At 57.3% G+C, this 11,950-nt stretch carries 12 protein-coding genes and 1 tRNA gene; 9 read left to right on the top strand and 4 right to left on the bottom strand.

Annotated features, from left to right (window positions below):
* The first annotated feature begins 5 nt into the window (after positions 1–5).
* From ACNKH6_RS06050 to ACNKH6_RS06010, 9 genes are all read left to right on the top strand, one after another.
* Positions 6–1,058 (top strand): radical SAM protein, encoded by a 1,053-nt coding sequence (locus ACNKH6_RS06050; RefSeq protein WP_417914646.1) that lies wholly within the window; start codon positions 6–8, stop codon positions 1,056–1,058.
* A 5-nt stretch (positions 1,059–1,063) separates the two neighbouring features.
* The gene (locus ACNKH6_RS06045; protein WP_417914645.1) at positions 1,064–1,579 is read left to right on the top strand and encodes a hypothetical protein; all 516 of its coding nucleotides are present in this window, start codon (positions 1,064–1,066) and stop codon (positions 1,577–1,579) included.
* Between the two features lie 25 nt (positions 1,580–1,604).
* Positions 1,605–2,630, top strand: coding sequence for a uroporphyrinogen decarboxylase (gene hemE, locus ACNKH6_RS06040; protein WP_417914644.1), 1,026 nt, complete (start codon positions 1,605–1,607; stop codon positions 2,628–2,630).
* Positions 2,627–3,199: an HDIG domain-containing metalloprotein gene (locus ACNKH6_RS06035; RefSeq protein ID WP_417914643.1), complete on the top strand. Its 573-nt coding sequence runs from the start codon at positions 2,627–2,629 to the stop codon at positions 3,197–3,199. Before hemE ends, ACNKH6_RS06035 begins: the two co-directional genes overlap by 4 nt.
* Before the next feature lie 166 nt (positions 3,200–3,365).
* Positions 3,366–4,115 carry an MBL fold metallo-hydrolase gene (locus ACNKH6_RS06030; RefSeq protein WP_417914642.1) on the top strand — a complete coding sequence of 250 codons (750 nt, stop codon included), beginning with the start codon at positions 3,366–3,368 and terminating at the stop codon, positions 4,113–4,115.
* A gap of 18 nt (positions 4,116–4,133) precedes the next feature.
* Positions 4,134–5,252, top strand: coding sequence for an OmpA family protein (locus ACNKH6_RS06025; protein WP_417914641.1), 1,119 nt, complete (start codon positions 4,134–4,136; stop codon positions 5,250–5,252).
* 67 nt (positions 5,253–5,319) lie between these two features.
* On the top strand, positions 5,320–5,979 hold the full coding sequence (locus tag ACNKH6_RS06020; protein ID WP_417914640.1) for a zinc ribbon domain-containing protein: 660 nt from the start codon (positions 5,320–5,322) through the stop codon (positions 5,977–5,979).
* Between the two features lie 64 nt (positions 5,980–6,043).
* Positions 6,044–6,120: transfer RNA gene (locus ACNKH6_RS06015), tRNA-His, on the top strand.
* 207 nt (positions 6,121–6,327) lie between these two features.
* Positions 6,328–7,323: a zinc-binding dehydrogenase gene (locus tag ACNKH6_RS06010; protein ID WP_417914639.1), complete on the top strand. Its 996-nt coding sequence runs from the start codon at positions 6,328–6,330 to the stop codon at positions 7,321–7,323.
* Here ACNKH6_RS06010 and waaF read toward each other — a convergent pair.
* The 4 genes from waaF to ACNKH6_RS05990 are packed head-to-tail and all read right to left on the bottom strand — an operon-like array spanning position 7,266 to position 11,945.
* Positions 7,266–8,348, bottom strand: coding sequence for a lipopolysaccharide heptosyltransferase II (gene waaF / locus ACNKH6_RS06005; protein ID WP_417914638.1), 1,083 nt, complete (start codon positions 8,346–8,348; stop codon positions 7,266–7,268). The two genes, ACNKH6_RS06010 and waaF, sit on opposite strands and share 58 nt — an antisense overlap.
* Positions 8,345–10,060: a diguanylate cyclase domain-containing protein gene (locus ACNKH6_RS06000; RefSeq protein ID WP_417914637.1), complete on the bottom strand. Its 1,716-nt coding sequence runs from the start codon at positions 10,058–10,060 to the stop codon at positions 8,345–8,347. The genes waaF and ACNKH6_RS06000 overlap by 4 nt, the downstream gene beginning before the upstream one ends.
* Positions 10,047–10,739, bottom strand: a complete 693-nt coding sequence (locus tag ACNKH6_RS05995; RefSeq protein ID WP_417914636.1) for a response regulator — start codon at positions 10,737–10,739, stop codon at positions 10,047–10,049. Before ACNKH6_RS05995 ends, ACNKH6_RS06000 begins: the two co-directional genes overlap by 14 nt.
* Before the next feature lie 48 nt (positions 10,740–10,787).
* Positions 10,788–11,945, bottom strand: coding sequence for a response regulator (locus ACNKH6_RS05990; protein WP_417914635.1), 1,158 nt, complete (start codon positions 11,943–11,945; stop codon positions 10,788–10,790).
* Positions 11,946–11,950: the final 5 nt, after the last annotated feature.

Genomic DNA, 11,950 nt, shown 5'->3' with positions numbered 1-11,950 from the left:
CTGAAATGGATTTTGAACCGAAATGGATCGCTTGGGAGACCACCCGCCGCTGCAATCTCAACTGCGTGCATTGCCGTTCATCTTCCGCCTTGGAAGTGCAGGGGCATCCTGATTTCTCCTTGGACGAAGCCAAGCGGGTGCTGGACGATATCAAATCCTATGCCAACCCGGTGATGGTGCTTTCCGGCGGGGAACCGCTGCTGCGCCCTGATATTTTTGATATTGCGGCTTATGGCGGGAGTTTGGGCCTGCGGATGTGCCTCGCCACCAACGGCACCTTGGTGACTGAGGAAATCTGCCGCAAGATCAAAGAGGCGGACATCAAAATGGTGTCTCTCAGCTTGGACGGCGCGACAGCAGCGGTACATGACAATTTCCGCAATCAGGTCGGCGCATTTGAGGGCACGATGAACGCCATCCGGCTCTTCAACGAGCAGGGCATCAAGTTCCTCGTCAATTCCTCCTTCACCCAGCGCAACAAAGAAGAGGCTCCCAAACTTTACGAGCTGGTGAAAAAGCTCGGCGCGACGGCTTGGTATCTCTTCATGATCGTGCCGACTGGACGCGGCGAGGAGATCATGGAAGAGCTGATTCCGGCCTCGGAATATGAGGACATCCTCAATTGGCATTACGACATGGAGAAGGAGGAGCCGGAGCTGCTTGTCCGCCCGACCTGTGCCCCGCAGTATTACCGCATCGTGCTCCAGCGGGCCAAACAGGACGGCGACAAATTCAAACGGCGGAGCCTGCAATTCTCCACCGGCGGCTCAAAAGGCTGCTTGGCGGGTCAACTCATCTGTCTGATTGATGTGGACGGCAACGTCCTGCCGTGCAGTTATTTTCCCAAGGCCGCAGGGAACATCCGCCAGCAACGGTTTCAGGAAATCTGGGAGCAGTCACCGCTTTTTCTGGAATTGCGCAACTTCAAGGGTTATAAAGGAAACTGCGGACGTTGCGAGTACGTCAATGTCTGCGGCGGCTGCCGGGCCAGAGCCTACGCGGTCAGCGGCGATTATTTAGCGCAGGAGCCGTTCTGCGCGTATCAGCCGAGGAGCTGATTTCGATGAAAGACAGTGAGCTGAGAGGCTATATTCTTCAGTATTTTTACGACCGGCGGCGTAAAGGGAATTTGCTTGCGCCAGAACCTGCTGACCTTGGCGTTGACGTTGACAAACAACACATATTTCATGTATGTGATCAGTTGCGTGAACAAAACCTGCTTCAATGGAAACCAGAGAAGTCTGTCATGGCTGATTCTTTTGGAGAAATTATTTCAGGATCACCAGGAAAGATTACCTCATTTGGCATAGATGTCGTCGAAGAAAACGAAACTCCTGCTATCAAGGTGGAATTTGTGCAACACAATAATAACACGGTAAACATTACCGGCTCGACAAATGTCAATAATATTATTGGCAGCAACAACACATTAACTCTTTCTGAATTAGCCAAGGCTATCGAATCTGCCGATGCAACCCCGCAGGAAAAGGAAGGGGCAAAGACTCTTTTTCGCAAATTCCTTGAGCATCCGCTTGTCTCCGCACTTGCCGGAGGTGCTGTCAGCCTGCTTGGTTCCTGATCTTCTTGCAAGCAAATCTACTTAAATGAACGACACCTTCTTCCGCGCCTGCCGGGGCGAGCGCACCGAATACACGCCGGTCTGGTTCATGCGCCAAGCGGGCCGTTATCTGCCCGAATATCAGGCCGTGCGGGGCAAAGTCAGCTTTTTGGAGCTGTGCAAACGCCCGGAGCTGTGTACCGAAGTCACGCTCCAGCCGATTGATATTTTTGGCTTTGATGCCGCCATTCTCTTTTCGGACATCCTCATTCCGATGGAGGCGATGGGCCTTCAGCTCGAATTCCACGAGAGCAAAGGGCCGGTTTTCCCTGACCCGGTGCGGACGCAGGCGGCGGTTGACCGGCTGCGCATTCCCGACCCGGAGGAAAGCCTGCCTTTTGTCATGGAAACCATCCGTCTGCTCCGCCGCGCCCTTAAAGTGCCGCTGATCGGCTTTTCCGGTGCGCCCTTCACCTTGGCCACGTACTTGATCGAAGGCGGTTCGTCCAAGGTTTTCTTGGAAACCAAGCGGATGGCCTATCAGCAGCCGGAGCTGTACCACGCCCTGCTGGAGAAAATTACCCGCTGCACCAGCCTTTATTTGCAAGCGCAGGCGCGGGCCGGGGCGCAGGTCTTGCAGATTTTCGACTCGTGGGCAGGCATTCTCGCGCCCTGCGATTTTGAGCGGTTCGCCCTGCCATACGTGCAGTCCATCATTGCCGATCTGCGCCAGATGACCGACGTGCCCATCATCTATTTTGCCAACAACGGCGCGACCTTGCTGGAACTGAGTGCGACCTGCGGGGCCGATGTGCTTGGTTTGGATTGGCGGATCAAGCTGAACGATGCGGCGAAAATTGCGCCGCAGCATGTTCTGCAAGGCAATCTCGATCCGGTAGCCCTTTTCCTGCCCAAAGAGGAGCTGGAAAAACGGATTGCCGCCATTCTTGCGGAAGGCCAAGCAGCTAAAGGTCACATCTTCAATCTCGGCCACGGCATTCTGCCGCAAACGCCGCCGGAGCAGGTGAAAATTGCTGTCGAGGCCGTGCACCGCCTCAGCCGTCGGGTATGAACATCCCGTCCATTGCCGCCTGCATCGCGTTGATGGAGGAGCACGCGATGCTCGCCAACATCCGGGCGCATTCGCTCATGGTGGCGAGGATTGCCGGGCTGCTGGCTACTGAACTGCGGACAAAAAGCAGCCATCCGCCTGATCTGCAACTTTGCGTCAGCGGAGCGCTGCTGCACGACATCGCCAAAACGCCCTGCCTCACCAGCGGCTGCAATCACGCCAAAGCGGGCGCAGAAATCTGCAGCAGCCTCGGTTTCCCTGAAATCGCCGCAATCGTCGCCGGGCATGTTGTCCTGCCGGATTTCTCTCCGGCCCGCTATCAGCAGGGCATCTTCTCCGCCCAAGAAATTGTGTATTACTCCGACAAGCGCGTCCGCCACGACCAAATTGTCAGCCTGCCGGAACGGCTGGAGTACATCTTGGACAAATACAGCGACGGCGATGCTGGCAAACAGGAAGGGATTCGAGACAATTTCAGGAAATGCACGCTATTGGAGGAGCAGCTCTTCTCCTTGCTTGATTTCGCCCCGGACGAGCTGGCGGAACGGACAACGGCGGCGGCATTCTGAACCTGCCGCCACAATTTTCTGCAAAGCGGCTTGCCTCAGCGGCGAAAAGCACATATATTACAACGAGTACAGTCAGAATACGACGACAATGCCGTTGCAATCCGCCGCAGAATCTTCCAGTTATCAGGACAACAGCGCATAAATCGCACGGAACGGAGCAGCTACAGTGGAAATTTTCTTTCTTGGAGTCGGGGAAGCCTGTGACACTGCGCACGGCAACAGCTCTTCCCTGATCACAGCCAGCAACGGCGCCAGGATACTGCTGGACTGCGGCTTTTCGGTGCCGCATCAATATTTTCGGACGATTGAGCAGCCAGCCGAGCTGGACTGCATCTGGATATCCCATTATCATGGCGACCACTTCCTCGGCCTGCCGCTGCTCTTTCTCCGCCTCTGGCAGTTAGGCCGCACCAAGCCGCTGACTATCGTCGGCCAGAAAGGCATTGACCAGAAAGTGCGGGCCGCCTTAGAACTGGCTTATCCGACTTTTGAGAAAAAACTGAGCTTCACCTTTGAATTCCATGTGCTTCACGCGCAAGAAACCATCTCGTTGCTTGGGCTGACGTGGTATGCCGCGCTGACCCAGCATTCGCAGTACAATCTCGGCCTGCGGCTGGAGGACGGCCCGACCAAGTTCTACTACAGCGGCGACGGCAGGGCAGGCAAACATGCCAAGGCCTTGATTCAGGGCTGCGATTTTGTTGTGCATGAATCCTTCAGTTTGGTGGACACGTATCCCTATCACGGTTCGGTGAACAGCACCCTTCAGCTGGCGGACGAAATGGAAGTCGGCCAGATCGCCTTAGTGCATCTTGATCATGAGGTGCGGCGCAACGAGCTTGAAACGGTGGAAAAAATGGTCTTTGCCAGAGAGAACACCCTGCTGCCGGTTGCGGAAGACCGGGTGCGTTTCTAATCTTACAGGAGAACTGCGATGAACTTCATGTCGCTGCGGCTGCTGGCCACGTTGCTTGCCGTCCTGCTCCTTGCGCTGCCTGCGGATTCCCCGGCCCGCAGCAAGAAAAGCAAGGCGAACAAGCGGTTTGACAAAAAGGACTGGATCTGGCAGCCGGATGCTTTTCCGGTGCAGAAACAGCAGCATATCCGCATGGCGGACAATTTTTTCATCTTCTACGATCCGTCCACCGCAATGGACGTGCCGTACAAAGACAGCGGCATGACCCGGCTGGAGATGTCCAAGCAGATACTTATCAAAAGCAACGCCAGCCTGCCGGAACTGAACTGGCAGACCGGCCTGTACCCGCACTGGCGGAACGTGATGTGGCTGCCCGGCGCGGAGCAGAGCTTTCACCCCTACTACCGCCTGCACAACTACAAGCAGGAAGAATTCGCCGCCGCCTTGGAGCAATTGCCCGTGACCAGCTTTGGGCCGCCGATGCTGCAAACCGCGCTGATGAAGCTGGAGCATTTGCTGGCTCTGCCGGGCCGCACCGAGGTTTTTCTGTTCACTAACGGCGCGGCCTCGCGTTTTCCCGGCATTGACGAGCCGGAGCCGCTGGAGCAGGCAAAAAAGCTGGCGGCAAAATATGATGTCTGCTTCAACCTGATCAGCAGCGCAACCAACCGGAGCGCGGAAAAACTGCTCAACGACATTGCCGAGGTCAATGACTGCTCGCAGGTGGTTGATTTCGACACCGTGGCCGAGCACCCGGAGCATCTGCTCGGCAAGCTCTACATGCCTGCGAACAGCCCGTTCCAGAATGTCCTCTTTGCCTTTGACCAAGCGGCTGTCGGCAAAGCGCATCGGAGCACGCTTGACCGGCTGGGCCGTTATCTGACCGAACATCCAAACGAATACGCCGTGCTCTCTGGCTTCTGCGACATTCGGGGCACCAAGCAGTACAACATCAATCTCTCCCGCCGCCGGGCGGAAACTGCGCAGCGGTATTTGCTCGACAATTTCCCCGGCTTGAAAAAGAACCGGATTCTGCTCTACTGGTACGGCTACGCCAAACCGGTTGCCTCGAATAAAACCGAGGATGGACGGCGGCTCAACCGCCGGGTGACGGTCACGATCAGGAAGGGCAAGTGAGCCTCGTCCTTGGCGCGGTAGAATTCATCACGAAAACTTATTCATTTTATTGAAGGAGTCGCAGCTCATGCTGGAACGAGTGCTTGCTTATTTAGACGAAAAACACGTCTGTCCGCACTGCAAGACGGAATTGACCTTGTGCCACGCGCCGCCTATGCATGTCGGCGACGGCCTTGGCTGGGGTTCGGAATTCCTCTTCATCTGCCTCAACGACGATTGCCCGCTCTTTGTCAACGGCTGGGCTTTCATTGAGAATCAATACGGCCATACTGGCTCCTACCGCCACATGGAGCTGCCTGACAGCCAGGAAAACTACAGCATGATGGTGGGCAGCAAGTTTGCCTTCACCGGCTGCGCGGTGGACATTGAGGAACTGCGGCGGCAGAACAGCCGCTATCAGGACGAAAAGATGGCGGCTGGCCAGCTCTGCGGCTGCGTGGCGGCCAAGGACATCCGCCCGGTCGTCCATCTGCTCACCGACAACGCGGCAGACATCAGCCTGCGCCGCAAGGCCGCCGAGCTGCTGGCGGAATTGAATGATATCGCCTGCATCGAGCCGCTGCGCAATCACAGTTTCACCGATCCGGGCTTGGAGCAGGCGGTGAATCTGGCAATCAGCCGCATTCTCGCCAATCATTTTCTGCGCGAATGTCCGTACTGCGCTGAACTGATCAAGGCCCGCGCCCAGCTCTGCAAACATTGCGGCAAAGAGCTGAACCCAGCGTAGGCGGCGTTTTTTTTCTTGCCAAGAGCAGGCTGCAAGGATATAATCAGCCACCGTTTTTTAGGTGGTGAGCGTAGCTCAGCTGGTGGCAGCACCGGGTTGTGGCCTCGGCGGTCGTGGGTTCAAGTCCCATCGCTCACCCCAGCCTGACAGTTCAGGCGTTTCGGGCTTTTCAGCTTGAAACGCCTTTTCTTTTCGCCAGCCTTGGCCCCTGTCAAATATTGCCTTGAAGTTCCGGCTGGTTTCCGTTAATCTCAGTTCTGATTTCAGTTCTTCCGGCCTGCCTGGAAGACAAGGCGCGGCGTTTTTTGGCTGGCTGCGCCGCATTTTCACCTGCGAGCGGTAACGACTATGAAAGCTGCTGTGCTCCATGCTGCGAATGACATCCGCATCGAAGAATATGCTGATCCGGTCGCTGGGCCGGGGGAAGTGGTCATCCGAACCAAGGCTGCCGGACTGTGCTCAAAAACTGTCCGCATGATGCTCGGCGGAGGGCTGCCCGCGCGGCTGCCGCTGATTCCCGGCCCGGAGCTGGCGGGCGAAATCAGCACGGTCGGGGCAGGTGTGCGCGGATTTTTTCCTGAAGAGCCGGTGGCGGTGTATTCCGGCGGCCTGCTGGGCGTGACCGTAAACGGTGCCTGCGCTGAACTGGTGCGGGTGCCGAAAGAAATTGTTGCGGCAGACGGCTTGGTCAAATTGTTAAATGAGGAAATTTCCTTTGAAGATGCGGTGATGGCTGAACCGCTGGCCTGCACCTTCGCTAGTGCCCGAAGCAACCGGATGAAAGAAGGGCAGACCGTCCTGATTGTCGGTGGCGGCTCAGTCGGCCTGCTGCATCTGAAAACCGCCAAATGGTCGGGCTGCAAGGTGCTGGTGGCGGACAGCAACGCCACCCGCTTGGCGTTGGCCGGGCAGATGGGCGCAGCGCATCTGATCAACACCAGCAGCTTCAGGCTGTATGACGAGGTCATGCAGCTCACCGGCGGACGCGGCGCAGATGTGGTCATCATCTCCGTCCTTATCCCGGAGCTGGTGGCTGACTGCCTCCGCTTGACAGCACAAGGCGGGGTGTGCAGCCTGTCCAGCATATCGCCTGAAAATGAGGCTGGGGTGGACAAAACCTTGCTGGCCGAGCGGCAGATCACGCTGACCGGCAGTTGCGCAGCCACAGCGGCAGATTTCCGCAAATGCCTCCAGCTCATCAAGGAGGAGGCAATCATCGTTTCTGATATGATTTCGCACCGTTTTCCGCTTGATGATCTGCGCGAGGCAGTGGAAAAATCTAAAAATCAGGAATTGATCCGGGGAATAGTCACCTTCGGCGACATGTTCTCGCTCTCGTTCTGATACGCAGAGAGAAGGTTCAGCACTGCCTGTTCCACCTCTTCCACGCTGACTAAGTCCATGCAGCGGAGGTGTCCTTGCGGGCAGTGCGTTTTCAAGCAGGGGCTGCACGGCAGCGGATGCCGGATGACCTTGGCCCGTTCGGAAAAAGGGCCGGTGGCGATATGATCGGTGGAGCCAAAAATAGCGGCGAGCGGCCTGTTCAACGCGGCAGCCACGTGCATCAGCCCTGAATCATTGGTCACAAACACATCGCAGCGGGCGATGCAGGCCAATGCCAGTGCCAAACTGGTTCTGCCGGTTAAATCGAGCACCTGCGATGCGGCAGCAGCGATAATCGCTGCTGCCGCATCTTGATCGGCCTTAGTGCCGAAAATCACGATCAGGCCGCCAGTCGCTGTAGCAAGCTGTCCAGCCAGCGCGGCGTATTTTTCGCTCGGCCAGCGTTTGGCTGGGCCATAAGCCGCGCCGGGATTGAGACCAATAATCGGCCCGTTCCTCCCCTGCACAAGCTGTTTCGCCTCCTGCTCTGCCGCTGGGCAGAGAAACAGCTCCAGCGCATCTGCCGCCCGCTGCAAGCCCAAGCCTGCCAGCATCGCCTGATAATAATGCACCTGATGTTGCGCGCCGATATCCGGCGGCTTGGCCACTCCGTGCGTCAGCAGCAGCCCTCTGCCGTCGGTGGTGTAGCCAGCTCGCACCGGAATTCGGGCCAGCCAGGCAAGCAAGGCGGCTTCAAAGGCATTTTGGAGCAAAATGGCGCAATCAAAATGTTCCGCCCGCAGTTCGGCGGCAAGGCGCAGTTTGCCGCGCAAGCCCCGGTGCCGCCCCTGTTTTTCGTAGAGCAGGATGCGGTCCAAATACGGACAGGCGGTGAACACATCCGCCACCCACGGCTGGGCGAGCAGCGTGATTTCAGCTTTTGGAAAATTGCGGCGGACAGTGCGCACCGCAGGCGTGGTCATCACCGCATCGCCAATCCAATTGGTGGCGCGGATGAGGATGCGGCGGGGCAAGGGCAGGTTCATTCATCTTCTCCAGCCAGACAATAGCAGCCTTTGCCGAGCCGTTTGGCCAAGTACATCGCGCTGTCCGCGCAGCGGAGCAGCCCTTCCGCATCATCGCCGTGCGCCGGATACAGGGCAATGCCGATGCTGGTGTGCAGGCCGTGGCCGTCCGGCAGACAGTCAAGGCCGCCCAGAGCCTGAATAATCCGCTCGGCGATGGCTGTTGCCTGCTCGGTTGAGCCAATATCCTCCAAAATGACGCAGAATTCATCGCCGCCAAGACGGGCGGCAGTGTCCTCAACGCGCAGGCTGGCCCGCATTTTGTCCGCGACAAGCTGAAGAAAATGGTCTCCGGCAAGATGGCCGAGACTGTCGTTGACCGATTTAAAATTGTCCAAATCTAAATACAGCAGGGCGACGAGGCTTTTTTTCCGCCGGGCGCGGGCCAGCGCAGTGCGCAGCCGCTCTTCAAACATCGCCCGGTTTGGCAGCTTGGTCAGCGGATCGTGCATTGCCCGGTAGCGGAGCACTTCTTCCGCTTTCTTCCGCTCGCTGATGTCGGAGAACAAAGCGACGTGATTGACAATTTTTCCGTTTTGACCATAAATCAGCGAAAGCGAAAGCCAGACCGGATAAATTTCGCCGCTGCGGCGGCTGTTCCACAATTCTCCCTGCCAGCGGCCTGTGCGCCGCAGCTCCTTCCACATCTGCTGATAAAATTCCTGATCATGCCGGTCCGACTGCTGAAAGGAGGGCTTTTTGCCGATGACCTCTTCACTTCGCCAACCGGTGATGGTCGTGAAGGCCGGATTGACCATGATGATATGGTTGTCCGCGTCGGTGATCAGCATTCCTTCTGAGCTGGTCTGAAAAATTTTATGCGCCAGCCGGAGCTGATATTCAGCCTGCTTCTGCTCCGTCAAATCGCTGATGACACAGACAAAGCCGATGCAGCGGCCTGCGCTGTCGCGCTGCGGACTGAGCCAGTGGCCGCCAGGAAAAACCGAGCCGTCTTTGCGCAAAAACTGCTTGTCGCCGGAATGCTGCTCCAGTGCGCCGCTGCGCAAGGCGGCTGCGGCCTCTTTGGTTTGGGCGATGAAATCTGGATGAAGAATGTCCCAGAGCCGCATCTGCCTGAATTCCCTCTGCGAGCAGCCGAAGGTCTGAGCGTACATGCCGTTGACCTTCAGATAGGCGCAGTCTAAATTCAGCACGCCGATGCAGACCCCGGCGTTGTTCAGCACCGCCTCGGTGCGGGCCTCGCTCTCCATCAAGGCGATGATTTTTTCTCCGAGCTGCGCATTGCGGCTGGCCAGCTCCAGCTGGGTGCGGCGCAGTTTGACATGAGTGGAGACTCTGGCGATCAGCTCGGACGGCTCATAGGGCTTGGTCAGAAAATCCGCGCCACCGGCTTTGAAACCCCTGATGCGGCTGGCCACATCACGCATGGCGGTAAGAAAAAGCACCGGAATGTCAGCAAGCTGCGGATCACGCTTCAAACGTGAACATACCTCAAAGCCGTCCAGCTCCGGCATCCCGATATCCAGCAGAATAACATCCGGCGAATTACAGCGGCACTGCTCCAGCACTTGGGTTGGATCCGTGAGCGCAACAGCACGGTAGCCGTGGCCTTGCAGTATGGCCTCCAGCAGCCGGATATCACTGCGCCGGTCGTCAACAATCAGGATGCGGGCGGAAGCGGCCTCATCCAGCCCCTGCTCAGGGGGCGCCAACGATCTCATCCTTGCGGGTCATGGCTTCCATGATCAAGCCCATCAAACTGGCCTGAATGCGTTTTTTCACCTTTTTATTCGCCGGAACATCGGTGAAGCGGATGCTGGCCCCTTCCGTGGCGATCAGGGCGTAGGCCGCCTCTTCGCCGGTCAGCCCCCGGAAAGCGGCATCAAACACCTCGCCTTGCTCAATATAGAAAAAGCCCTTGTCCTGATTGGGCGCAGTGATCTCCAGCAGGCAGGTTTTCTGCTCCAAGGCGATCATCTGCAAAAAATTGGCCACGGAAATGCCCTTCAGCATGCCGTCCGAGGACGAGCGCGGCTTGAGCGCGGTCTGGATCGCCTCGACCAGCTTGCTGATCGTGAACGGCTTTTTCAGCAGGAGCTGCCCGGTCTGCCCGAACTGCTTCTCAATGTCCGGCGTGGAATGGGCGGTCATGATCACGCAGGGCGTTTTGGGAAACGCGTCATTCAGGTAGGCCAGCAGCGTCAACCCATCAATTTTCGGCATTTGCAGGTCCGTGATGATCAGATCCACCGGCTTGCGGTTGAGCACGCCGATGGCCTCCTCGCCGTTGTTGGAAAGGATGATCTCGAAATCCTGCTGATATTTTTTCAGACTGATTCCCAGCAGCCGCTGAAAACCAAGGTCGTCATCCACTATAAGCACATTTTTCATGTTCCAAGCTGCCGAAAAGGGTTGATCGAAAAAGCAAACAGGCGCGGATCAGCCATCCTTGTTCCAGTGCTCAAAATCCAGCAGCGAGCAGACCATCTGGTCCAGCTGCTCCGCCGCTGTCACCACCGGACGGCCTATCGTTTCAAAGTCCTTGTTGTTCCGCAGCATGCTGCTGATCGCGTCAATGCCGAAAAGAATCGTGGCGAGATTTTCCTTGATCGCCTGCCGGTTTTGGTCAATGAAACTGTTGATCGCCGATTCCGCCGCTTGGCAGAGCTGGGTCGCCTCACCCCGCTCCTCAGCCAAGATATGGGCCGCGCCCTCCGGGCCGCCGTCCTCATCGAACAACGGCAGATGCGTGAAGCGCGGCAGCCTGCGCGCCGAGCCAGGCAGGCATTCATCGCAGGCTCCGCCGCTGCGGCTGATGATCTCCGCGCTGCTCCGGCCCTTCATTTCCGCCAGCGGCAGGCCGCACATGGCAACAGCAGCCCGGTTGGCCCACGAGATGCGGCGATTTATGTCCTGCATCAGCACTTTTTCCGGCAAGCTGTCCAAGATGGCCATCAGGCCGCTGTTTTCCCGCCGCAGCCGCTCCTGCTCGCTTTCCACAGCCATGCTGTTTTGCTGGAGCGACTTGATCATGCTCTCGGCCTGCTGCCGCTGCTGCTCCACAAGCTGCTTGATCCTGAGCTGCACCATGATCCGGGCATTCAGTATCTGCAAGTTGATCGGCTTGTTGACATAATCCACCGCGCCAACGCTGAATCCCCGGCACTCGTCGTCCTCGCGGTCGCGGGCACTGACGAAAATCACCGCAATTTTACGGGTGACCGAATTTTCCTTCAGCCGCTTGCAGACCTCGTAGCCATCCATGCCCGGCATGTTCAAATCAAGCAAGATCAGATCAGGCTGGCGGGCCGCCGCCAGCTCCAAACCGTGGATGCCGGTGGAGGCGATGGACACTGTGTATTCTTTCTCCAGCGTTTTCTTCATCAGCTGAAGGTGAAACACATCATCATCAATGAAAAGCAGATGATAGTGCAGAGTGTTGATGGTTTTTGCCGGGCATTTATGCGGAATGATCGTCTCTTTCGACATGACATTGCCGCAGAACTGACAGCTGATCGGCTGGCTGTCAATCTGCTCCAGCAGCTCATCCTGGACATTATTCCGGCCCCCGCACTCTTCACAGAAGATGACTTTCATAACTG

Origin of the sequence: Candidatus Electronema sp. JM, from assembly GCF_048287415.1 — a bacterium.
Taxonomy (GTDB): domain Bacteria; phylum Desulfobacterota; class Desulfobulbia; order Desulfobulbales; family Desulfobulbaceae; genus Electronema.
This window is presented reverse-complemented; position numbering and strand designations above follow the sequence as displayed.